General features: G+C 61.1%; 16 protein-coding genes. 12 read left to right on the top strand and 4 right to left on the bottom strand.

Features of this window, described 5'->3' with window-relative positions; all coding sequences use genetic code 11:
• The first annotated feature begins 249 nt into the window (after positions 1 to 249).
• The 11 genes from OES25_12125 to OES25_12075 all read left to right on the top strand — a co-directional run bounded on the left by OES25_12125 (position 250) and on the right by OES25_12075 (position 16630).
• Positions 250 to 1539, top strand: coding sequence for an ATP-binding protein (locus tag OES25_12125; protein MDH3628382.1), 1290 nt, complete (start codon positions 250 to 252; stop codon positions 1537 to 1539).
• Positions 1536 to 3605: an NAD-dependent DNA ligase LigA gene (gene ligA / locus OES25_12120; GenBank protein MDH3628381.1), complete on the top strand. Its 2070-nt coding sequence runs from the start codon at positions 1536 to 1538 to the stop codon at positions 3603 to 3605. The genes OES25_12125 and ligA overlap by 4 nt, the downstream gene beginning before the upstream one ends.
• Before the next feature lie 2 nt (positions 3606 to 3607).
• Positions 3608 to 5008, top strand: coding sequence for a sigma-54 dependent transcriptional regulator (locus OES25_12115; GenBank protein MDH3628380.1), 1401 nt, complete (start codon positions 3608 to 3610; stop codon positions 5006 to 5008).
• A gap of 137 nt (positions 5009 to 5145) precedes the next feature.
• Positions 5146 to 5550, top strand: coding sequence for a response regulator (locus OES25_12110; protein ID MDH3628379.1), 405 nt, complete (start codon positions 5146 to 5148; stop codon positions 5548 to 5550).
• Between the two features lie 19 nt (positions 5551 to 5569).
• Positions 5570 to 7093 carry a trypsin-like peptidase domain-containing protein gene (locus tag OES25_12105; GenBank protein MDH3628378.1) on the top strand — a complete coding sequence of 508 codons (1524 nt, stop codon included), beginning with the start codon at positions 5570 to 5572 and terminating at the stop codon, positions 7091 to 7093.
• A gap of 77 nt (positions 7094 to 7170) precedes the next feature.
• Positions 7171 to 8586 (top strand): sigma-54 dependent transcriptional regulator, encoded by a 1416-nt coding sequence (locus OES25_12100; GenBank protein ID MDH3628377.1) that lies wholly within the window; start codon positions 7171 to 7173, stop codon positions 8584 to 8586.
• Positions 8587 to 8588: 2 nt separating this feature from the next.
• The gene (locus OES25_12095) at positions 8589 to 9890 is read left to right on the top strand and encodes a thiolase family protein (protein MDH3628376.1); all 1302 of its coding nucleotides are present in this window, start codon (positions 8589 to 8591) and stop codon (positions 9888 to 9890) included.
• A 1-nt stretch (position 9891) separates the two neighbouring features.
• Positions 9892 to 12045, top strand: a complete 2154-nt coding sequence (locus OES25_12090) for a 3-hydroxyacyl-CoA dehydrogenase NAD-binding domain-containing protein (GenBank protein ID MDH3628375.1) — start codon at positions 9892 to 9894, stop codon at positions 12043 to 12045.
• Between the two features lie 117 nt (positions 12046 to 12162).
• The gene (locus tag OES25_12085) at positions 12163 to 14949 is read left to right on the top strand and encodes a M1 family aminopeptidase (GenBank protein ID MDH3628374.1); all 2787 of its coding nucleotides are present in this window, start codon (positions 12163 to 12165) and stop codon (positions 14947 to 14949) included.
• A 113-nt stretch (positions 14950 to 15062) separates the two neighbouring features.
• On the top strand, positions 15063 to 15731 hold the full coding sequence (gene ftsE, locus OES25_12080; GenBank protein ID MDH3628373.1) for a cell division ATP-binding protein FtsE: 669 nt from the start codon (positions 15063 to 15065) through the stop codon (positions 15729 to 15731).
• Positions 15728 to 16630 (top strand): permease-like cell division protein FtsX, encoded by a 903-nt coding sequence (locus tag OES25_12075; GenBank protein ID MDH3628372.1) that lies wholly within the window; start codon positions 15728 to 15730, stop codon positions 16628 to 16630. Before ftsE ends, OES25_12075 begins: the two co-directional genes overlap by 4 nt.
• On the opposite strand, the gene OES25_12070 is transcribed toward OES25_12075, so the two are convergent.
• From OES25_12070 to OES25_12060, 3 genes are read right to left on the bottom strand one after another with little or no spacing between them, the layout of a single operon-like run.
• Positions 16627 to 17007: a Rieske 2Fe-2S domain-containing protein gene (locus tag OES25_12070; GenBank protein MDH3628371.1), complete on the bottom strand. Its 381-nt coding sequence runs from the start codon at positions 17005 to 17007 to the stop codon at positions 16627 to 16629. The two genes, OES25_12075 and OES25_12070, sit on opposite strands and share 4 nt — an antisense overlap.
• Positions 17007 to 19961, bottom strand: coding sequence for a hypothetical protein (locus OES25_12065; protein MDH3628370.1), 2955 nt, complete (start codon positions 19959 to 19961; stop codon positions 17007 to 17009). The genes OES25_12070 and OES25_12065 overlap by 1 nt, the downstream gene beginning before the upstream one ends.
• 42 nt (positions 19962 to 20003) lie before the next feature.
• Positions 20004 to 21053, bottom strand: a complete 1050-nt coding sequence (locus OES25_12060; protein MDH3628369.1) for a tetratricopeptide repeat protein — start codon at positions 21051 to 21053, stop codon at positions 20004 to 20006.
• Positions 21054 to 21077: 24 nt separating this feature from the next.
• On the opposite strand from OES25_12060, the gene aroA reads away from it, so the two are divergent.
• Complete coding sequence (gene aroA / locus OES25_12055) at positions 21078 to 22349, top strand: 3-phosphoshikimate 1-carboxyvinyltransferase (protein ID MDH3628368.1); 1272 nt, start codon at positions 21078 to 21080, stop codon at positions 22347 to 22349.
• Here aroA and OES25_12050 read toward each other — a convergent pair.
• On the bottom strand, positions 22335 to 23564 hold the full coding sequence (locus OES25_12050; GenBank protein ID MDH3628367.1) for a hypothetical protein: 1230 nt from the start codon (positions 23562 to 23564) through the stop codon (positions 22335 to 22337). The two genes, aroA and OES25_12050, sit on opposite strands and share 15 nt — an antisense overlap.
• Positions 23565 to 23834: the final 270 nt, after the last annotated feature.

Genomic DNA, 23834 nt, shown 5'->3' with positions numbered 1-23834 from the left:
CTGTCGGAAGCCACATCTCACTCATATTTATAAGGTTTACCCTGGGTGGGGCCGATGGTCAACTGCGGGTCCGACCCAGGGTAACCTCTTGCGGTGCCTGTGCAGCGGCTCGAAAAAGGTAAAATAGCCTGCCCTCATGGGAGAACAGGGAGCGCCGTGGCTTCGGACAGGTCAGCAAATTCTACCGATCTTCGCCCTGCTTTCGCTTTTTGGAGCGAAACAACCCGGGCTTTTCTGGTTTTTGGCATCTTGCTCTCCATCATCGTCTTCATCGCGTCGGGGCTGGCGTTCCGGGAATTGAGCCTCAGCGTCTGGACCGCCGGGACCACCATCGCCCAGCGGGAGGCCCAGACCATCAGCGATCTGGTCCTCCGATTCGGACGAGAATCCGGTGGGATCAACTTCCAGCGGGTCCGGGACAACCGAGGACCGCTGGAGGACTTCATCCACCAACGCCTCGGCCGGGGTCTCCCGATCCGCTCCGTCGAAGTCCGGGATCGATTCGGGGTCCAGCAGCTGTTCGTCCAGCAGCCCCCCCAGGTGCGAGAACTTCCGGTCGGGACGCCGGTGACGGTGCCGTCGGACTGGCCGGCGGCCGTCGATCGTGTGATCCGCGCACCGCTGGGGCGTAGCGAGGGCGATGTCCTGGTGGCGGTGGCCGCCGACCCGCTCCTGCAGGAGTGGATCCGTCTTAGACGATCGCTCCAGATCAAGGTGGCGATCGCCGCGTCCCTCGCGATCGGCCTCCTCGTCTCGGGGTTGTTCTACGTATTGAACTTGATCCGCCGCAATCGTGAGTTGGAACAGGCCCGGCAATCGGCGTCACGCGCTTCCTACGTCGGGTTGCTGGCGTCGGGGCTGGCCCATGAAATCCGGAACCCGCTGAACGCGATGAACATGAACCTGCAGATGCTCGAGGAGGAACTTGGGGAGATTCCCAAGGCGCAGGAACAGGAGTTTCACGAGCTCGTCGAGTCCAACAAGAGTGAGATCAAGCGGCTCGAGCGGCTGGTCAACAACTTCCTCGCGTACGCACGTCCGGCATCGCCGCAACTCGAGCCACAAGATCTGAACGAGATGCTGCAGGAGGTCGTACGATTCCTCGCGGTGGACTTCCGGCAGAGCGAAGTCGCCCTGAACACCGAGTTTCAGCCACTGTTGCCGAACGTCGTCATCGACGCGGCCCAGTTCAAGCAGGCGTTGATGAACCTCCTCGTAAACGCACGTCAGGTCCTTGATCCCGGCGGGACCGTCACGGTTCGTACACGCGCCGGATCGGCGGGGGATGCCGTGATCGAGATCGAGGACGATGGACCGGGCATACCCGCAGAGGCCCAGGAGCGGATCTTCGACGTGTTCTACTCCAGCCGGGGCGGCGGTACGGGGCTCGGATTACCGATCGCACGACAGATCGTCGAGCGTCACGGCGGAAGGATCGATCTCGAAAGCGAGATGGGCCGGGGAGCCAAGTTCTCGATCCACCTTCCGAGACGTCAGCGTCAGTCTCGGCGACGCGCGACGCCCAGGGATAGACGTTGAGCCGGAAAGACGACGCCAACCCGGTTCTCAAGCGCATGGAGGATCTTCGAAGGCAGATCACGGATCACCGACGACGTTACTACGTCGATGACGATCCGGTGGTCGCAGACGCCGAGTACGACGCGCTGGAAATCGAGCTGAAAGAGCTCGAAGCTCAACATCCGGAGATCGCTGCGAAGGACTCTCCGACTCAAACGATCGGTGGCGCCCCGGCCGCGGGAAAGACCGTCTTCCGTCATCAGATACCCCTGCTTTCACTGGACAACGCATTCGGGCGCGAGGAGCTGCAGGCCTGGGAGCGACGCCTCTCGCGGGCTCTACCGGACGGCATGACACCGACGTTCTTCACCGAGCCCAAGGTCGACGGGTTCTCGATCGCCATCCATTACGCAGACGGCAAGTTCGTGCGTGCGGTGACCCGTGGCGACGGGCTGACCGGCGAAGATGTCTCCGACAATGTCGCGACGATTGCGGCCGTGCCGTCGACGATCGAGAATGCACCTGCGAGATTGGAAGTCCGTGGCGAAATATTCATGCCGCGTTCCGCATTTCTCGAGCTGAACGTGAAGCGACTGGAGAACGACCTCGCTCCGTTTGCCAATCCTCGCAACGCTGCGGCGGGGTCGGTCCGACTGCTCGACGCACGTGCGACTGCCGAGCGCAAACTTGATTGCTTCTTCTACGCGCTGGCGGATCGCACAGGCACGATGCCTCCGCGTCACTCCGAGGCGTTGGCCTGGTTGGAGGAATCTGGATTCCAGACCAATCCACGTAACCGAGTCTGTCATTCCCTCGAAGAGGTTGAGACGCGATTCACGAAACTAGGTGACGATCGCGACTCCCTCGAATACGAGATCGACGGACTCGTGGTCAAGGTCGACGAACTCGAGCTCCGCGAACAGGCCGGGCAGACATCCAAGTTCCCGCGCTGGGCCATTGCGGTGAAGTATCCCGCACAGCAGGCGACGACCCTCGTTCGTGGAATCACCGTTCAGGTCGGGCGGACGGGGAAGTTGACCCCGGTCGCGGAACTCGAACCCGTCCTCCTGGCGGGGACCACCGTTTCCAGGGCGACCCTTCACAACGCGGACGAGATCCGTCGAAAGGACGTTCGGGTTGGAGACACCGTCTTCGTGGAGAAGGCCGGTGAGATCATTCCGCAGGTCGTCAAGGTCGTCACGGAGAAGCGTCCGGAAGGCTCCGGTCGGTTCGAGATGCCTACCGCGTGCCCGATCTGTCGTGCGCCAGTCGAGCGCACGGAGGGCGAAGCGGCCACGTACTGCTCGAATATCGCCTGCCCGGCTCAGCAACGAGAACGGATCCTGCACTTCGTTTCGCGGTCCGGAATGGACATTCAGGGCCTGGGCGACGCACTCGTCGACCAACTGGTCAGCGACGGATGGGTGAAGGACGTATCGGATCTGTACGGACTGCAAGCGGAACGGCTTGCGGGACTGGAGCGCATGGGCGCGAAGTCCGCCGCAAACGTCCTGACGCAGATCGACGAATCACGTCGGCGACCCCTGTTCCGACTCCTGTTTGCATTGGGAATCCGACAGGTCGGCGAGCGATCGGCGCGTCTACTCGCAAGGGAATTCGGATCGCTGGATGCGATCGCGCGGGCCGACGCCGATCTGCTCGAGGCGATCGAGGACGTTGGACCGAAGACCGCCGAGGCGCTACGTTCGTTCTTCGCGACCTCGGAGAATCGGGATCTTCTCGAGCGACTCATCGCGGCCGGGGTCAACGTCACCGCCCTCGACGAGGAACTACCCGGCGATTCGCCGACAGACTCGCCGTTCCTGGGCAAGACCGTTGTGTTGACCGGAACGTTGTCCGGTATCGGTCGGAAAGAGGCGGCCGAGCGGGTTGAGGCTCTCGGCGGCAAGACGACAAGCAGAGTCAGTAAGAAGACCGACCTTGTCATCGCTGGTTCAGAGGCGGGATCGAAACTGAAAAAGGCCATCGAGTTGGGCATCGAAGTTATCGACGATGTCGAGTTCAAGAGGCTTGCAGGTATCGCTGATACTATGAATTCGGACACGGATCCGGCGGGTACATCCTGAGAATGAGCGAAAAGATCAAGGTCATACTCATCGAGGACGAGGACGGCAATCGTCGTAGCCTGACCCGTGGGCTCAGCCGTATCGGATACGAGGTGACCGCGTTCTCCTCGGCGGAGCCGGCGCTCATTCATCTACGGGAACATGCGGATACGGCGCTGATCGTGACGGATCTCATGATGCCGGGTCTCGATGGATTCGGCGTACTTCGCGAGTCGCGCCAGATCGCGCCGGAAATCGGCGTGTTGATGATCACCGGACACGGCAGCGTCGAGTCCGCAGTCGACGCCATGAAGAACGGCGCGGACGATTTTCTGACCAAGCCCGTGGATCTCTTCGAGCTGAGAAAGCGGGCGTCCGCGATCGTTGAGAAACGCATGCTGTCGCGGCGTGTCGACGAACTCGAGTCGAGACTGTTCGAGAAATTCGGGAAATTGATCGGTCGTTCCAAGGCCATAGAGGCGATGTTCCGCCAGATGGAACTCGTCTCGCAATCACGGGCGAACGTCATGATCACGGGCGAGTCCGGCACCGGCAAGGAACTGGTCGCGAACGCGCTCCACGAAAACTCGCCACGAAGCAAAGGACGATTTCTGCCGATCAATTGTGCGGCGATCCCTGCGGAGATTCTCGAGTCCGAGTTGTTCGGTCATGAGAAGGGATCGTTTACCGGCGCGACCGGTCGCAAACTCGGGAAGTTCGAACTCGCGGATGGAGGCACCCTGTTTCTCGACGAGATAGGGGAACTGCCGATCGACATGCAGGTGAAACTGCTGCGAGTTCTGGAACAACGCGAGTTCATGCGTGTCGGGGGGAGCGAGACAATCCGAGTGGACATTCGATTGATCGCCGCCACCAACCAGGACCTCGAACAGATGGTGGACGACGGCAAGTTTCGCAACGATCTCTACTATCGGCTTAAGGTCGTCACGATTCGTATCCCGCCGCTGCGAGACCGCGAGGGCGATGTTCCACTCCTGGCCCAGGCATTTCTGGACTCGTTTTGCCGCGAGAACAATCGTTCGTTGATGAAATTCAGCCCGGAGGTCCTACGGGCCCTCGTGAAACAACCGTGGATGGGCAACGTCCGGGAACTCCGCAACGTGGTCGAGAGTCTGGTGGTACTGACACCGGGCGACGTTATCGAGATCGGCGACCTCCCGGACGAGTATCGAGGAACGCCGGACAGCGCAGCGCGGGTCGACCGGTCGGGGACCGAGGGTCCGCCGTCTACAGACGAGGATGAACCGACGACGATGGACGAGATCGAGCGGCAGGCGATCCTAAGGGCGTTGGACAAGACCGGTGGCAATCGAACCCAGGCGGCCGAGATGCTGGGCATCGGATTACGAACGCTCCAACGCAAACTCAAAGACTATCGGATGCAGGGTGAGGTCGATGAGTAACCCCGCGATTCCGCGTCAGTTTGACGCAGCCCGTCACGATGACGGTGGATCGGAGACCCCGATTCGCCTTTCTGGGGGCCTATCGTCTCGGGCGCGTCGGCACGCGATTTGCTCTTTGGTAGGGAATGATGGGTAGCGTGCGGAATTCCGTGGGTCGGGTGCTGGTCGTCGACGACGATCCGTCGGTGTTGGCCACCTATCGACGGGTCCTTCGCCGCGCCGGCTACGAGGCGCACTACTACGACGACCCGCGGCGATTACTTGGCGAGGCCGATCGGGGAGTCAAGGCCGACCTTCTGCTGCTGGATTACAAGATGCCGGCCATCGACGGACTGACGCTGCTGGCCGAACTGCGGAATCTGGGGTGTCGGGCACGCTGCATCCTCATCTCCGCATTCCTTAATGAAGATGTGCGCGAACGTGCGGCCGTGCTTTCCGTAGATGTAGTATTGGATAAGCCGGTCGATGTCTGTACGTTGCGGTCGAAAGTTGCAGAACTGTTGCCACCGCCCGCTGAGACGAGAACGGATCAGGTTAGTTAGGGGCGCGGAGGTCGGGACGATGAACAAGGGCTCCCTCGGATTTCTTTCACTTCTCCTGGTCATCGGGATCAGCATCGTGTTCGGTGTGATCGTCGGTGGGAAGTTGAACGCACCGCCGGTGGCCCATGCCGCCCCGAGTCACCAACCGATTCAGCTGGCCCCTGCGAATACCGGCAAGGTTGCCGGCCCGGACTTCGCGGACGTCGTAGAGCGATCCATCCCGGCGGTCGTCGGGGTCACCACGACTCGGGTCAACGAACGGACGGAACTGAATGGGGACGAGGAAAACCCCCACGGTCGCGGCGACCCCGAGGAGTTTCTTCGTCGCTTCTTCAGTCAGCCCACCCCCGAAGGGGATGCGGAACCCAGCATCGGTGAGGGTTCGGGATTCATCATCTCGACCGACGGCTACGTATTGACCAATCACCACGTGATTCAGAACAGCGCCCGCATTCGGGTCTCCCTCGAGAACGGACGCGCGTATGACGCCGAGGTCGTGGGCTCCGATCCGTCGATCGACCTGGCCCTGCTCAAGATCGACGCCGGGGACCATTACCTGCCGACCTTGCCCCTCGGGGACTCAGACGCGATGCGAGTCGGTGAGTGGGTTCTCGCCATCGGCAATCCGCTCGACTTCGAACACACGGTGACCGCAGGCGTGGTCAGCGCAAAGGGACGACGCGTGCCGATCAGTGGCACCGACGAGGGCGTCGCGCGGTTTATCCAAACCGACGCCGCGATCAACTTCGGCAACTCCGGTGGCCCGCTGCTGGATGGTGCCGGAAACGTCATTGGAATCAATACGGCGATTCGTCGCTCGAACTTTGCCGAAGGCATCGGGTTCGCACTCCCCATCAATCATGTGCGGCTGGTCATCGATCAGCTTCGAGAGTACGGCGAGGTCCGAAGGGGTTACATCGGCATCCGAATGGCGGCCGAGGGGATCACCGAGGAGGTCGTGGATTACTTCGACCTGGACACGGCCGAAGGGGTCCTGATCGACGAAGTCGTCGAGAACGGACCCGCCGATGACGCAGGTCTCAGGCGTGACGACATCGTACGCAAGGTCAACGGAGTGAGCATCAGGGACAACTCCGACCTGATCTGGCAGATCTCATCGATTCGCCCCGACGAGACGGTGAAGCTCGACGTTCTTCGAGACGGCAAGTTGCGGAAGCTCGAGGTCCGTCTGGCGGATCGTGACGAGGGTCTGCGCGCGGGTAACAACCGGCGTCCCGAGCCGCGTCGTGCCGAGCCGGAGCGCGAATTCGAGGGTCTGGGCTTCGCGGTTCGTGATCTTAAGGACGAGCTGCGGGACGGGGGCGTGTCCGGCGTCACGGTTTCGCGTGTCGAGGTGGATTCGCAGGCCTTCGAGAAGGGACTGCGTCGCGGGATGGTCATCATTTCGATCAACGGGACCCAGGTCGATAGCGTCGAGGAATGGCAGGCGATCGCAGAGAGTCTGGAGCCGGGCACATCGATCCGTCTCGGGGCCGTTGTCAACGGCAGCGGGTTTTCGATCTTCCTGCGGGTTCCCGACTGACGTCCCGTCGAGAGAGCCAACAGGTGTGTTGCCCTGTGTTATCCTGCAGGTGCATTGCAACCTAAAAACTTCCGTCGATGAGCCAACCTGTCGCACCGCGCATTCTCGTAGCCGACGATGAGGAGGACATCCGCTCATCGCTTCGGATGATCCTCGAATACGAGAAGATGACCATGCTCGAGGCCGCCACGGGCCCCGAGGCCCTCGAACGCGTCGAGCACGACCATCCGGACGCCGTCCTCCTGGACATCAAGATGCCGCGGATGGATGGCCTCGAGGTTCTTGCACGTCTCCGCGAGACCAGGCCGCAGACGCCGGTCGTCATGATCTCGGGCCACGGCACGATCAGTACCGCGGTGGAGGCGACGCGTCTTGGCGCATTCGACTTCATGGAGAAGCCCCTGGAGCGCGAGCGAGTCTTGCTGGTGCTTCGCAACGCGCTGGAGCATGGTCGGCTGACCCGTCAGGTTCGCGAGTTCGAACTCGAGTACGAGGAGCGCTTCCAGCTGGTCGGCGAGTCCGAGGCCCTGGACAGGATCCGACAGTCGGTTGCCAAGATCGCGCCGACCCGGGCCTCCGTGTTGATCACCGGCGAGTCCGGGACCGGTAAGGAGCTCGTGGCCCGCGCAATTCATCGAAACGGCGACCGTGCCGACAAACCGTTCGTTCAGGTCAACTGCGCCGCGATTCCCGAGGAGTTGATCGAATCGGAGCTGTTTGGCCACGTGAAGGGGTCGTTTACCGGCGCCGTGAAGGATCAGGTCGGGAAGTTCGTTCGCGCACAGGGAGGCACGATCTTCCTCGATGAGATTGGTGACATGAGCCTCAAGACCCAGGCCAAGGTCCTACGCGTATTGCAGGATGGCGACATCGAGCAGGTTGGGGCAGCGAAGACGGTCACCGTCGACGTTCGGGTGGTGGCCGCCACCAACAAGGACCTCCTGACGGAGATCCGCGAGGAGAAGTTCCGCGAGGACCTCTACTTCCGTCTCAACGTGATTCCACTCGAGCTACCACCGTTGCGGGAACGCGCGGAAGATGTTCCACTGCTTGTCGAGCATCTCGCGGCGCAGTATTGCAGGGAAAATAATTATCGCCCGCGTCGGTTTTCGCCCGAAGTGTTGCGAGAGCTTTCTCGACTTCCGTGGATGGGCAACGTTCGCGAGTTGCGCAATGCTATCGAGCGATTGATTATCATGACGACCGGAGACCCGGTCGAGGTTGCGGACTTGCCCGCGGGGCTGGGGATGGCGTTGGGAGAGTCGGCTTCGGCATCGACAGGAGACTACCTGCCGGTCTCGTATCGGGATTCGACGTTGCAGGAGTTCAAGGACTCGGCGGAGAGGGCGTTTCTCGTGGACAAGCTTCGCGCCAATCAGTGGAATATCGCCGGGACGGCCAAGGCGATCTCGACTCCCCGTTCCAACCTGTATAAGAAACTCGAATCCTACGGCATCAGCCGTGAAGCAGACGGCGCGAAGGAAGACGCTTGACCATGTTGTCATCCGATCGTGATGTGGTGGTGATCTCCGGCGTGCGGACTCCGTTCGTCAAGGCCGGCAGTCTGCTCGCAGGCACCTCTGCGGTCGAACTCGGCCGTATCGCCGTCCGAGAGGCCATCGAGCGCGCAGACCTCGATCCCCGTACGATCGATGAGGTCGTCGTCGGAAATATCGCCGGCCCGGCGGATGCGGCGAACATCGCCCGGGTCATCTCGCTGATGGCGAAGGTGCCGGAGCACGTGCCGGCGTTCACCGTCAATCGGAATTGCGCCTCAGGTCTCGAATCAATCGTCGAGGCGGCCTATCGGATCCAGTCGGGTCACGCGAATATCGTTGTCGCCGGTGCCGTCGAGTCGATGTCACAGATCCCGCTCCTGTTCTCTCAGGAGGCCCAGCAGGTCTGGGGTGGGGTATCCCGTGCGAAAGGCCTCCTGGCACAGTTGGCGGCCTTCGGTCGCTTCCGACCCCGTCATTTCAAGCCCCTGGTGGGGTTGATGCTTGGGCTGACCGACCCGATTTCAGGCCTGAACATGGGGCAGACGGCCGAGAACCTCGCCCGGGAATTCCAGATCGGACGTGGTGAACAGGACGCGTTTGCGTTGCGCAGTCATCAGCGCTCGACGGCCGCCTGGTCCAATGGCCTCATGGATCATGAGGTCGTTCCGGTTCCATGCGGCCCCCGGTTCAAGAAGGCGGTCGAGCGAGACAACGGGATTCGCGAGAACCAGACCATCGAGGCGCTGGCCAAGCTGCGCCCGTTTTTCGATCGAAAGTTCGGAACGGTGACTGCGGGGAATTCGTCACAGATTACCGATGGCGCCGCGGCACTCGTCCTTGCGTCTCGGGCACGCGCACGACAACTCGGTGCACCGATTCTCGGTACGATTCGTTCCTGGGCATTTGCAGGTTGCGACCCGGCGAGAATGGGACTTGGCCCCGCTCTCTCGACGCCGATCGCCCTTCAGCGTGCCGGAGGTCTTCCACTGGATCGCATGGACCTCGTCGAGATCAACGAGGCTTTCGCGGTTCAGGTCCTCGCTTGCCTCAAGGCGATGGCATCCAGACCCTTCTGCGAGACCCATCTGGGAACTGGCCCCCTGGGTCATATCGACCCGGAACGTCTGAACGTCAATGGTGGCGCGATCGCCTACGGGCATCCCGTCGGCGCGACGGGCGGGCGACTTGTCCTGACGATGTTGAATGAGATGGCTCGGCGTGACGCCTCGTTGGGTCTGGTGACCCTCTGTGTCGGCGGTGGCCAGGGTGGTTCGATCGTACTCGAGCGGGGCACATAGCATGTTGGAACCTTACGGAGTCTCCGAACGGCTCGATGCGGACGGCATCCTGCGTCTGGTTTTCGAGATGCCGGAGACCAAGGTCAACCTGCTGAGCCAGGGGCTGCTCCAGGCTCTGGGCGAGCTCCTGGATGCCGTGAAGAACCGCGACGAGGTACGCGCGGTCATGTTCGCCAGCTCGAAGCCCGGCATGTTCATCGCCGGGATGGACATGGAGCAGATCGCGCAGGTGAGCGACGCGTACAAGGCTGCGGAAGCGGCACGCTTCGGGCAGTCGGTGTTCCAACGGATTGCCGATCTCGGTAAACCGACATTGGCGGCGATCGGCGGTGCCTGCGTCGGCGGCGGCACCGAACTTGCCCTCGCCTGCGATTTTCGCATCGCGGGTCGCGGGCGGAGGACTCGGATCGGGTTGCCCGAAGTGAAGATCGGAATCATTCCCGGGTTTGGCGGTTGCCAACGACTGCCGCGTCTCGTCGGCATGATGGCGGCCCTCGATGTGATCATGACCGGAAAGCAACTGGACGCCCGTCGTGCACGAAAGATCGGTCTCGTCGACATGGTGGTTCCGGACGAATACCTCGAGCGTGAGGGTCTTAAACTGCTCCAGCAGGCGATCAACGACGGTGTCAGTCGCGTTCAAGGCCGTTATCGCAAGCGTCGACCGATGGTCGAGCGGGCCGTCGAGGGGATCACCCCCCTACGCAACTATGTCCTGGATCAGGCTCGCAAGAAGACCAAAGCACGCGTCGAGCCGCGGAACTACCCGGCACCGTTCAGAGCCGTCGAGGCGATCGAGGCGGCGATCACCGAGCCGCTACCGAAAGGCCTCGATCTCGAGGCGCGGATCGTGGGGGAACTGGTCCCGACCCCTACCTCGAAGAATCTGATCTGGCTGTTCAAATCGCAAACGGCGATCAAGGGGGACCTCGAGGGAGTTCGAGCGGTACCGCAACGGGTCCATCGGGCGGCCGTCGTGGGCGCCGGCATCATGGGAGGTGGGATCGCGCAGCTGATCGCCGACCGTGAGATACCGGTTCGCCTGAAAGACCTCCGCTACGACGCGATCCTGACGGCACTGCAAACCGCCTCCGGTGTCTGGAAAAAACAGTTGAAGCGTCGCCGGATCACGCCACGCGAGATGTCGCAACGGATGGCGTTCATCGCGCCGACGACGGACGACACGGGACTCCGACATGTGGATCTGGTCGTCGAGGCCGTCGTCGAGAATCTCGACATCAAGCGACAGGTACTGGCCGCGGTCGAAGAGCAGCTGAACCAGCGGGCGGTCTTCGCAACCAATACATCCTCGATCCCGATCAGCGAAATCGCGACAAGCGCCCGACGTCCCGAGCGAGTGGTCGGTCTGCACTTCTTCAATCCCGTACACCGGATGCCACTCGTCGAGGTCATCGCGGGTACCTTCAGTTCTCCGGAGGCTATCGCCACCGCTCACGCGTTTGCTCGTAGATTGGGCAAGGTGCCGGTGTTGGTCAAGGACGGCCCCGGCTTCCTGGTCAATCGGATCTTGACGCTCTATCTGTTCGAGGCCCTACGCATGCTTCGCGAGGGCGTCCGGATCGAGGCAGCCGACAAGGCGATGACCGCTTTCGGCATGCCGATGGGACCCTTCGCCCTGATGGATCAGGTCGGCCTCGACACCTCTCAGCACGTGGGAGAGGTATTGCGGGAGGCGTTCGGTCGTCGCCTGGGTGAAGACGATGGCCTGCTGGCCGGTATGGTGGCGTCCGGTCGGCTGGGTCAGAAAAACGGCAAGGGCTTCTACCGTTATCGAGCCGGCAAGCGAACCGTCCCGGATCGAGAGGTCTACGATCTGGCCGGATCTCCCACGGTCATGGAGCTGCCTCCCGAGACGCTCCAGGAGCGGATGGTCCTGGCGATGGTCAACGAGTCCGCCCTCTGCATGCAGGAGGGGGTTGCCCGCGAGCCACGGGATCTCGATGTCGCCATGGTGATGGGCACGGGTTTCCCGCCGTTCCGTGGTGGCCTCCTGCGCCACGCCGACGCCGTGGGAATCCCGATCGTCGCCGATCGCCTCTCTCGACTGGCCGACGCCCACGGCGAGCGATTCCGCCCGGCCGCGTCGCTCCAGGAGATGGTGCGGGGGCAGACCCGGTTCTATTCGGATTCCTAGGCTTTAGCCCTCGAGCGGAACCCGCGCTAGAATCGTTCGTATCAGTTGACGGGAGGCGTGTGTCCCCCCGTTCGCTATCGTCAAAAGAAGATATCCAGTCCATGAGGAGAGATCGGGATGAGGAATGCAATCCGTAACTTCGGAGCCTTGATGCCGGCGGTCGCGCTTCTGGCGACCGTGATGCTGCTGCCCGCACCGGCCCGTGCCGCGGGCGAGTCGGGTGACTCCGAGATTCCCGGTCCACTCAAGACGGCCATCACCTACAAGCTGCAGGATCGAATCAAGGAAGCCGTCGGTCAGAAGAACGCGCAAGGCAAGCGGTTCAAGCGTGGTGCCTACTCGAGCCGTTTCGAGAAGGTCGATGACACGACCTATGCGGCGACCGTCCAGATCGATACCGCGTTCGAGACTTCGATGCAGACCGAACGCATTCGGATGATCCTCGATGTCGAGGGCAGCGCCAAGGTGTCGGTCCGCGAGGAGTTGATCGAGGACACCTATACGGCCCTCTACCGCTCGCGCGGGTACAGCTGCTACCCGTTCAGCAGCTTCGCGTTCGATCGCGAGGGGATGAAGATGTCGTCGGGACCTGGCCACGTTTGTGAGTTTTACTTCAACGAAGAGGTTAATCAGGTCGGCATCGCGAGCGACAGTCTCATGTACGAGTACACGCTGCCCGAGCATTTAGAGCTCATCCAGCCCGCGCACCAGTACCACACCCTGAAGGAGATTCTCGAAGGCGATCACGGCGTCGAGTTGGTCTTCGATCCGGAGTTCTTGGCGTTCCAGTGTGATGGGGAGACCTGCGACGAAATCCTCACGTCATCGTTCAAGGGGCTGGAGCGGATCGCCGCGGAGGCACGGTCGTCGTCCGTCAAGACCGAGCCCGCCAGCATGAATTCTGCAATGAAGCGTCGTGTGGACAAATTCAACAAGGACTGGAACGAGAGATTTAACGATAATCCCTTCCACGGTTTCAGACGCCTCGACCGCGATTCACATCATTTCTACAACGCGCTCGCATTTCGTAACGACGACGATGGCGTCGGTATCGCGTACGACAATCTTGACGGATACGAGGTGCAGTTTTTTGTCATAACGGGCGACCAGATCGACGCCGCGGCGATCCGTGGTTCGATCTTCGGCTATTACACCGAAGAGACGCTAAAGAACACCTCGGCCTACGACCTCGAGCAACGGGACGACATCGCCAACCGTGAGTACGAGATCTACAGCGTCAAGGGAGAGGTAGACGCAGGTATTGATGATCCGGAGTGGGTCAAAGCGAAGATTGAGTTCGGGGTTACCGTCAAGGACGATCTTCGCGAACTTCAATTCTTCATTGCAAACGCCCCGCGTGGCGATGACACCAACTTCAGGCGCCCCAGCCTTCAGGTCAACGCCGTTCAGATGGATGGCAAGGACATGACCTGGATCAAGACAGGTGCCTTCGGTGGCCTCGTTATCTTTCCTGAGACGGTCAAGGCCGGGGAGACCGTCTACCTAACGATGGACTTCGCCACCCGCGCGATTCGCAAGTACAACGTCGCGTTCTCCCAGCTGGCTCGATTTGGCTGGATGCCGTTTGTTCGCTTCGGCGATTTCATCGAAGAGTTCGAATTGACGATTCGGACACCGTCGCAGTACAAGATTCTTGGTATCGGCCAAAAGATGGAAGAGAGCGTTAGCGGCGGGGTTCGTACCAGCCATTGGTCCGCCGAGAGCCCCGTCGTCTTCCCGTCCATCATCTTCGGTAAGTACTTCTCGGATGACACGGGCGACAAGTATAAGGCCAGCAAGATCGACGGCACCACGGTCCCCGTCAACGTCCATGTGGACGAGGTCAGCCTGACCGACTGGGATATTCGTACGAAACAGTTGCGACCGATCGCTACCCAGGCGGCCGTCTCCATCGATATCTACAAGGATATCTCCGGGGTCGACTACCCGTACGGTGAGTTGAATCTGGTCAACGATCCCTCGCCGGCCCTCTACGGTCAGGCACCGAGTTCATTGATCTATCTCGGATCGCCGGTCTTTCGCGGTGAGGGTATGCTGGCCGCGAGAGGTGGAGGAACCGGCACAACCAAGTTCGTAAAGTCTGTGACCGCCCACGAGGTAGGCCATCAGTGGTGGGGTTCTTCGGTCTCCAACAAGAACGACCGCAGTTACTGGTTTGTCGAAACGTTGGCCGAGTACTTCTCCGCAATCTACCTGGAGCGGGTCTACGGGCAGAAAGCCTACGACCAGCAGGTCGCCGAATGGCGGACCACCGTCCTCGATAGTCGCGTGAAGGCCAGCGTCCAGGAAGCCACCCCCATGTGGCCCGGTGAAGACGGCTTCGGCTCATACCAATCGGCGCTCTACAGCAAGGGCCCGATGGTCTTTCACATGCTTCGGGAGACTTTTGGCGACGAGAAGTTCTTCCCGGCTCTGAAGCAGTTCTCCCTGGAGTTGGCCGAAAAACGCGAGATCGTGACCCGCGACATTCAGCTGGCGGCTGAGAAGGCCTTCGGTGGCCTCGATCCCCAGGGCAACGCCTACAACGTTGACCTGGAGTGGTTCTTTGATCAGTGGATCCGGGGAGTCGGGATTCCGCAGTTCGCTCTGAACTACGACGTGCGACAGGCCGAGGACGGAGAGTGGTTGATCGAGGGAACGGTCAAGCAACGCATTGTCATTGGCAGTCAGCGAGAGATGGATGTCGTCGAGGGCGCGCACTACCGTGGTGTTGTGGACTTAGTCGTCGAGGCTCGCAAGGGTGAGAAGTACGGCAGTCGAATTATCCTCAACAGCCCCGAGGAGTCGTTCCGATTGAAGGTCAAGGAAAAGCCGCTGGAGATCGTATTGAACGAGTCCGACGGGATGCTGGCGCACGACGTCCTCGTGAACCGCGACTTCTGATCTTCAGATAAGAATCCCCAAGAATAGACATAGCCGACGCTCACGCTGAGCGTCGGCTATGATGTGCCCCGTCCTCAAGGCCTTCGTCGAGGGGTGATGGACGAGGAGTTGTCGTGATCCGCCTGCACAACGTGCACAAGCGATTCAGTGGCGAAGTCGCCGCGTTGGGCGGCGTCACCCTGGAAGTCGAGAAGGGCGAGTTCGTCTTCGTCACGGGGCCTTCGGGAGCCGGCAAGACGACGCTCCTCAGACTGCTCCTACGTCAGCAGCGTCCCAGCGAGGGGAACATCTTCGTCGCCGGTCGGAACGTCGGCGCGCTGCCGGACCGCAAGATCCCCGAGTTGCGACGCTCGATGGGGGTCGTCTTCCAGGACTTCAAGTTGATCGCCCGCAAGAATGCGCTGGAAAACGTCGCCTACGTCCTTAACGTCGCCGGGCATTCTCGTGCCGAACAGCGTCGCCGGGCCTACAACGCTTTGCGGAGTGTGGGGCTTAACCACCGCCTCAACGTCTACCCGCGCGCCCTCTCCGGGGGCGAGCAGCAGCGTGTCGCCATCGCTCGAGCGATCGTCTGTGAGCCCGATATTCTGCTGGCCGACGAGCCCACGGGAAACCTGGATCCCGATCTGGCCGTCGAGACCATGCGATTGTTCCGTGAAATCAACGCCCGCGGGACGACGGTCGTGGTCGCCACCCACGATCGAGACCTGATCCGCCGCATGCAACGCAGAACGATCATCCTGGATGGCGGTCGAGTCGTCGATGTGGACAGGACCGGATGATGAATCGACTTGTCCAACACTGGCTGTTCTTCGTCACCGACGCGTGGGACGAGATGCGTCACAGCCCCGCGGTCAACCTCCTTGCCGCGGCCACCCTGACGGCGTCGCTGTTCGTTGCGGGTCTCGCGGTGCTGGTCATCACGAATGTCGGCCGCCATGTGGACCAACTCCAGTCGGAGATCCGGATCGACGTCTTTCTACGCGATGACGCCGCAGCGGAGGCGATCGCGGAGCTTCAGTCACAACTGAAAGTGACTCCGGGTGTCGAGCGTGTGCTGCACGTCAGCAAGGACGAGGCGCTATCGCGCTACCACGAGTGGTCCCGCGAAATGGCGCAACTGATCGGTGAGCTGGACGACAATCCACTGCCGGCGTCGCTCGAGGTCTATCTCCGGTCGGATCAGGATACCGAGGCGATCGGTGTTTCGATCGCCGATTCATTTGGAGCCCACGTCGCCGTGGATGACCTCAGGTTCGATCGAGACTGGATCGCACGTCTCGAATCCATGTTGCGGGTGGCACGGCTGGCCGGCATCGTCCTCGTGGGCGTCGTGTTGGCGGCGGTGGTCTTTGTGGTGTCGAGTGTACTGCGACTTGCGGTCTACGCGCGCCGGGACGAGATCGAGATCATGCAGTTGGTCGGTGCGACTCCCGCATTCGTGAGGGGCCCATTCCTTGTCGCCGGTAGCTGGTTTGGGCTGGGTGGCGGGGTCATGGCACTGCTGGTCGTGGAGATCGTTCGACAGTTCGTCCTGTCCTACTCGACCCGCGCGTCGCTACCGCTACTGCGATTGTTCTGTGCGCAGCCGGTCTCGTCCGGCTGGGTGTTGGGGCTCGTCCTGTTGGGGCTGGTCGTTGGCGTCGCGGGGTCGTGGTTTGCGGCCCGCCATCGTTTCTAGTCCGGCTTCTTCAAGAACGAATCGTCCCACTTGACCCAATCGTCTTCTTTGGGCTCCGGCTTCGGTTCGTCCGGTGGCCGCAAGCGGACACGTCCCTCCGCCACGCCGATCCCGTAGACCCGAGCACAGAAATTGCTGTGATCGGGTGTCTTGCCGGTGCCGATGTGGAATTGCCAGCCGTGCCAGAAGCAGGTGACCATCAGACCCTTGAGCTTTCCGTCGGCCAGGGATGCGCCACTATGAGGACAAGCATCGCGGATCGCGTACCAACCGTCGGGCATGCGAAACACGGCGACCCGTGTTCCATCGACATCGACTGCGCGCCCCCGCCCTGCGGGGAACTCGTCAACCGGCCCGACATCGACCCACTCGTTCATCAGAAGTCGTAGGTGATGTAGAACTCCATCCGGGTCCCACGGGTATCGCCGTCGCGTTTCTCCAGCGGCGTCAACCCATCGAAGACGCAAGCGTCGATGACGCCGGACGCGCAGTACTGGGTGAAGTCGAGGCGCTTGGCCCAGATCCAGTTGAACTGTAGGTTGCCGATGAACAGGAACTGGAAGCCGAACCCGTAGCTGGCTCGGGCATCCTGAAACTGGTCGTTCTCCGAGTCCCAGAAGTCGAACGGGATCGGTGTCTGCGTAAGGTCGGCGCGGATCATCCGGAGGTCCGGGTCGTAATAGAGGTCATCGGGGAACCATGCCGCACCGACATCGAAGAACGCCATCCCGCGAATCTGCTGCAGCGCCAGGAACGGGAACCGCAGCTCATCGATCAACGGGAAGCGATACTCGAAGTTGGCGAATGCGAGCCGGGATCCGAAGAACTCTCGATACTCCCAGCCGCGGAGCTGGTTGAGTCCGCCGAACCCGTAGGTGTACTCGTTATCCCCGGTGTTGTAGATCGTCGCCAGTCGAAGAGCCAACAACGTGCGTCGAGTCAGCTGCTTGTAGCGACGATAGTCCAGACGGAACTCCGTGAGATCACCGTCCGAATCACCGGACAGATGAAATCCCTGTCGCACGTCGAGTCGGAATCGCTGTCCCTGGAACGGGCCGAAACCCTGGTAGCGAGCGGTGTCGTGGGTGATCGCGGCCTCGACCATCGCGAATGAGTCGTCCTGCTCGATGAAACCGAACTGCCCGGTCATGGAGTTCTGGGCGAGCCGGTTCAACGACGCATTCAGGTAGCCACCGGACGTTTCAACACGAAAGTGACGACTCACCGGGTACTGGATGAATGCCGTGGCCCCGGTCTGACTGTACTGCCGCTCGATCCGTTCGCCGGTCGATTGGTCAACGAAGAAATCGCGAAAGTCATAGACCTGGCCACCCCAGTTGTAACGATTCCGTCGGTTGACATAGGTCGCGTTGTAGCTGGCAAAATTGGCGACTGACTGGGCGCCGATCGAAATGCGATGGTTGCCGAGTAGATCGGTAAACTGAATCGTGGCGTCGGCCAGGAATGTGCCGTCACCGGTCACTCCCACTCCGAAACCGGGAGCCTCGAGATCCCATTTCAGTTTGTAGGGCGCCTTCTTGTTCTCGTCGACACTGAGCTGTAATTCCGGGACGAAGGGTTCGGCCTCGTCATCGGCAGACAGTCGATCGGACGCCGCGGTTACCAGCTCGGGCGCGTTGAGCGGCATTCGGTAGAGACGGAAACGGCCCTCGAAGTACGCGTTAAAGACGATGAAACGATCGTCGTCGCGTGGCGACATCTCGACCGGCCCGAACGTGCCACCTACGACGTCGGTGTACTGACTCACGTCGCCTGTCGCGAGGTCCAGCGTGTGGACATTGAATACTCCGTAGCCCCCGCGGTCCGAGGAAAACAGGATCGAGGTGCCGTCCCGTGTGTAGGACGGTTGAAGATCGCTATGGACCCCAAACGTCAACTGTGTCTTCTTCGATGAATCGGCAAGGTCGACCGCGAAGATCTTCCAGTGTTCTCCGATTCTGCGGTTGTAGAGAAGAGAGCTTCCGTCGGTGGAATACCACGGGTTTGCGTCGAAGAAATCATCCTGTGTCAGGTTGACGATCGCTCCGGTATCGAGGTTGTACTCGAATAGATCGACCACACCGTTGCGGTTGCCCTCAAAAGCGATCCGGCGTCCATCCGGAGAGAACGCGGGGCTCGAGCACTCGAAGATATCGTCGAGATCGATGTTGTGAAGCATCTTGCCGTTCAGGGCATTGAAAATCAGCAATGGCCAGCGGTTTTCTTTTCGTGCGAACACCGCGATGCGGTCGCTATCCGGTGCCCAGCTCAGGTCGCGCTTACCCTCGAACGCGTTGGCAACGAGATTCTTGTAACGGCTGGTCCAACCCTTCGTCAGGTTGCGCTGGATCTTGCTGTCTTCCGCAGAGATGATGACCAGGTCCAGTTCTTGTTTGGGTGCCGCGAGGGCCGCGATCAACTCGCCGGACGGCGAGAGGGCGGGGGAGAGCGTGACGGGGTTGCGACGCTGTCCGATCTCCGTTCCGTACTCGTCGGGCGCCTTCTTTTCCAGGAGGACCGGGAAGTACTTCTTTCGGAGGTATCGATTGAAGCGACGGTTGAACTCGTCGATGTCGTACCCGAACGACTCGCGTATCGCTCGATCGATGTTTCCACTCAGCAAGACCTTCTTGAACTCAAACAGGAAGCTCCGCAGCCCCTCGATGCCATGTTCTTGTTCGATAAAATCGAAGACGGCGTGACCGTAGCGATAGGTCAGGTAGGTGACCACGTTCAAGGCCTGGAGCGGGGGTAGAACGTTGTTGACGACCGCATCGCGAATCGCCATGCGGTCGAGGTTGTCTTCGTCGTCGGCGAGATAGGAGGCTAGTCCTTCCATGATCCAGGTCGGTGGATTGGATCGAAGCGCGCGACCGAGGTAGCCCTCGTAGAATATCGAGTACTCGAAGATGTGAACGAGTTCGTGAGAGATCAGCTTCTGTAGTTTGTCGGGGGCGCCGTCGATCGGCAGGACCATTCGGTACTGGACCGGTTCCGCGAACGCCGCAACGCCTTCGGGGACTTCGGAGAGGGTGATGTTGGTCTGTCCGAACTCACCGTGGGTCTTGTAGATCACCAGCGGGACGCGGAAACGCAACTCGTGATCCAGGTCCTTGCTGATCTTCAGGTAGGCGCTCTCGACATAGGAGACGATGTCTTCGAGGAACGGCTCCTGAGACGGGTAGTAATGGATGTCGAAGTGGGGCGATTCGTAGACGTGCCAGTCGAAATTCTCGTAGCTGATCTTGTTCTGCCCGAATTGGGCGAACGTCGGGACGTAAAACAGCAGCGCCAATAAGAGGACGAACCAGCGTTGGGGCGATTGCTTCATCAGGTGTCTCCCGGAAATAGAGCTGCGTTCGCGTAGGCCCATCTAGTCTCTGAAGATGAAACGCGCGGAAGGCCGGCGTTGTGTATTGACGATTGAAAGAATATCTCCGGTCATCGATTCGCTCATCTCATAGAACGCCGTGATCGGGTCATTCTGACTTCCCGTATAGCGGATCTTGCGACGGACTTTATCGCGGATCAGGAGAGATCCGTCTTTCCCGTTCATGAACAAGAGATCGAGTCCAAATCCGAACTCTTCTTGATCGACGAACTCGGTACGCCGAACCTTCTGACCGGTGTTGGGATTGGTACGGTCAACTTCACGGAAACCCGAGACGTCCTCACGCATGTAACCGATCTGTCCGGAGACGACAATATCCGCGTCAAATTCGCGGGCGACGAACTTCCAGAAACCGTCGTTGGCAATCAGGTCCTCGATGGTTTGTTCCGGCACAGCAGGCGCCGGTGTGATCTCGAGAACGCTGAGTCGTGTGTTCTTCCGCAGCTCACTTCGGAGGTAGCGAACGATCTCTCGATTGACGTCCAGGAACATCATCTCGTCGGTCAGGAAGCTGATGACGAGAATCGATTCCGTGCCTTCTAGTTTCAGTCGTGGAGGGACCGGGAGACCGACTTCCACACGCTGGGCATTCGCCTTCTTGCGACCGCGCGGTTTCGGCAATCGGATGCCTGCCAGCCGGGCCTTGAACGCCTCACCGGTCTCGTCCTCGAGCGTCCGGCTCCAGAATCCTGAGAACTCTTCAAAGTTCCGTAGGAGACGGGGGTCGGCGAGATCGCCGACGAGTGCGCGCTCGTAGTAGTCGAACGCCTTGTCCCGCTCGCCGACGGCCTCGGCAGCCACGGCGAGGTTTCCGAGCAGCCGCGGGTTGTCCGGGTGGTCGCGCTCCAGGGCCGCCCAGCGGTACTGGGCCTCGCGCCAGTTGCCGCCCTCGGCCATATCGGCCGCGAAGCGATTGACCTTGCCGAGCTTGCGCTCCGCGACCACCGACGACCCGAATGTGATCGCAACAATGACACAGGCAAAAACGAACGAACGGCGTATCACGCCGTTGCCCGTAGAATAGAAGCGCATACGAAAATCATACTACAGGGAACCATGCCGGACCCCCGTCACATTCCAACGTTCGACCATCGTCTTCAGGGACGTTGCGACGCTCCGGCCTCCAAGAGCGCGACACACAGAGCGCTCGTGCTCGCGGCCCTGTCGGATGGGGTGAGCTTCATCGAAAAGCCGCTGGATGCCGAGGACAGCCAGGTGACGCGAGAGGGCCTCGGGCTGCTGGGAATTCGCAGCAAGATCGTCGACGACGGTTGGGAAGTTTACGGAACCGGCGGGCGGATCCCCGGTGGAGCGAACATCGAACTGCGAGAGTCCGGGACTTCGTGCCGGTTCCTGACGGCGGTCGCGGCACTGGGACAGCGCCCCAGCCGACTCGATGGAGCCCCCAGGCTGCGGCAGCGTCCCCTGGCCGCACTGACCGAGGCCCTGACCGCGCTGGGAGCCCGATGCGAGTCGGACGGGGGAGACGGGCTACCGCTGCGCATCGGCGGAGCCCCGCTCCGCGGGAGACGCATCGCCCTGCCCGCGTCGCCGAGCAGCCAGTTCGTCAGTGCGCTCCTGATGATCGGCGGCCTCCTGCCCGACGGACTGCATCTGACCCTGGCGCGCCCATGGGTCTCCCGCGGCTACGTCGACATGACGATGGAAATGCTGGAGTCGTGCGGGGCTGATGTCGAACGCTCAGGCACCGTGTTTCAAGTCGCCCCGGGAGCCCTCTCCCCGCGCCGCTGGGTCGTGGAGGGGGACTACTCATCGGCCTCGTACTTTCTGGCCGCGGGGGCGATTCTTGGCACGATCCAGGTGGACGGGTTGCGACAAGATTCTCACCAACCCGATGCGGTTCTACTGGACGTCCTTCGCCAGATGGGTTGCACGGTTGACCATCACGACGAGACGGTTCGGGTCGTTAGCCCGAACCGCCTGAAGGCGATCGAGCGGGACTTGACGGACGCCCCCGACGTCGCGCCCACCGTCGCCGCGCTCGCGATCTTCGCCGAGGGAGAGACAAGACTGACGGGTCTGGGCCACCTGCGGGTGAAGGAGTCGGATCGTCTGCACGCGCTCGCGGACAATCTAACGCGAATGGGAGTCACGGCCCGCGTAGAGGGTGATGCGTTGTCCATCCACTCGAGATCGGATCGGGTTCACGGCGCCGTCATCGAGACGAGAGGTGACCACCGCATCGCGATGGCGTTTGCCATCGCAGGGCTCCGGATTCCCGGCGTCGTACTGGATGACGGCGACTGTGTCGCCAAGTCCTATCCCGGGTTCTGGCGAGCGCTCAGCGGGCTACTAGAACTGGAATGACAGTTCCGCGCGCACCGTGTTCAGGACGTAGTCCTGAGTGTTGTAGATCGCCGATGTACCCTGACCTTGCTCAATCTCGAGGGCAGGGATCCGGATGTTGGTGGGCAGCAGATACGCATCCAGCATGCCGACGATGCCATAGGCGATTTCCAGCCCGATGCCGTTTTCGAAGGCGAACGCCAAGCCGAAGTCCAACTCGTTCGACCAGGTGCTCTTGCTACGGTCTTCCGTCAGCATGCCGTCCGCAGACTCCAGGAAGCCACTGGAATCAAAGACGTAGGTCAAGAATGGTGAAGACTCGACCTCAACGTTGGTGATGGCGAGCGTCGATTGCCCGCGGACGAAGATCTTGAACTTCTCCTCGAAGAACTTGATATCCCAGGACATCGACACGGTGGGTCCCACGCCGCTTGACGTGTTGTAGAACGTCAGCAGATTGGTCGCACCACCGTCCGTGAATCCGACGCCGGCACGCACATCTCCACCGAGGAGCCAGGCGGTCGCGGGGACGGAACCTTCAAGGCTGTAATACCGGAGACCCGCAAACCAGCGAGATCCGAATCGTCGGGTCCCGAACTCACGGCCATAGACGAGGTCCACGGTCTGCAATCGATTCTGAAGATTGGTCGGTGCCGTCGATGTCACCGTCAACGCATTCATCGGGTCGTAAGTAATCTCTTCGGGTTGAGCCGCGAGGTCGCCATTGGCGTCTGCCGCCACACTCCAGAGCGGGCCATTGCGAACGGCCGTGCTCACGCCGTCGACGATGTCGAGCGTCCACCAGTTTGCGCCCTCGATGACGTTGGGCTGCGACGTGGCACCGGAAGCCGAAAGATCGATGGTCTTCTGAAAGCCAGCCCCGCTGAGTTGGTACTCCTGCTCGTTGTAGCCGTTCCAGACCAGCCGCACCGAGCCCTTGTCGTTGGGGAATTTCCAACCGAGGGTTGCGCGGCCGTAGTCCTGATTGTCCATCGAGAGGATGGACGACGTGTGGGAAACCGACGTGGTTCGAATCGACGAATCAATCTCGTCGGCGTCCGCGCTGCCGACAGCGACCGCAACGAAGAGCGAAAACGGGCGCTTCTGTTCGATGGGAGCCGCATTGTCTGTGGTGGTTGCCTGATCGTCCTCGCCACTCTGGGCGAGAGTCGTTCCGAGAGGTAGCAGCCCTGCAACAAGCAGCGCTGAAATCACAAATCGCCCACTCAACCTCATGTGATGCCTTCCCCCTGCAGATTCGTGCCGACCCGGGCGGCCTCGCCCAGGGTTCTCGGTGCCGTCTTAACCGTCGAAAGAACCATTCTTATAGGAGAACCTGGGGGGGGAGTCAAGGGATTGAGGGGGGGGGTGAGGCCGATGCTGCTGCATCGATGCAGGATGACCGATTCGGTGCTCGCCACGTGCCATCCGGGACGGTCGGCATATATTGATGGGGGGAGGGACGTCGATCGGCCGCTCGATCGGGCCCCGGCCCCTTTTCACGGA

This window comes from Acidobacteriota bacterium, assembly GCA_029861955.1.
GTDB lineage: Bacteria > Acidobacteriota > Polarisedimenticolia > Polarisedimenticolales > Polarisedimenticolaceae > JAOTYK01.
This window is presented reverse-complemented; position numbering and strand designations above follow the sequence as displayed.

Bases quoted from the DNA above. Each gene is read 5' to 3' on its own strand.
- OES25_12115 (MDH3628380.1), top strand. From the start codon at position 3,608: ATGAGCGAAAAGATCAAGGTCATACTCATCGAGGACGAGGACGGCAAT.
- OES25_12095 (MDH3628376.1), top strand. From the start codon at position 8,589: ATGTTGTCATCCGATCGTGATGTGGTGGTGATCTCCGGCGTGCGGACT.
- OES25_12090 (MDH3628375.1), top strand. From the start codon at position 9,892: ATGTTGGAACCTTACGGAGTCTCCGAACGGCTCGATGCGGACGGCATC.
- OES25_12065 (MDH3628370.1), bottom strand. From the start codon at position 19,961: ATGAAGCAATCGCCCCAACGCTGGTTCGTCCTCTTATTGGCGCTGCTG.
- OES25_12105 (MDH3628378.1), top strand. From the start codon at position 5,570: ATGAACAAGGGCTCCCTCGGATTTCTTTCACTTCTCCTGGTCATCGGG.
- OES25_12060 (MDH3628369.1), bottom strand. From the start codon at position 21,053: ATGCGCTTCTATTCTACGGGCAACGGCGTGATACGCCGTTCGTTCGTT.
- OES25_12050 (MDH3628367.1), bottom strand. From the start codon at position 23,564: ATGAGGTTGAGTGGGCGATTTGTGATTTCAGCGCTGCTTGTTGCAGGG.
- OES25_12075 (MDH3628372.1), top strand. From the start codon at position 15,728: ATGATGAATCGACTTGTCCAACACTGGCTGTTCTTCGTCACCGACGCG.
- OES25_12085 (MDH3628374.1), top strand. From the start codon at position 12,163: ATGAGGAATGCAATCCGTAACTTCGGAGCCTTGATGCCGGCGGTCGCG.
- OES25_12100 (MDH3628377.1), top strand. From the start codon at position 7,171: ATGAGCCAACCTGTCGCACCGCGCATTCTCGTAGCCGACGATGAGGAG.
- aroA (MDH3628368.1), top strand. From the start codon at position 21,078: ATGCCGGACCCCCGTCACATTCCAACGTTCGACCATCGTCTTCAGGGA.
- OES25_12070 (MDH3628371.1), bottom strand. From the start codon at position 17,007: ATGAACGAGTGGGTCGATGTCGGGCCGGTTGACGAGTTCCCCGCAGGG.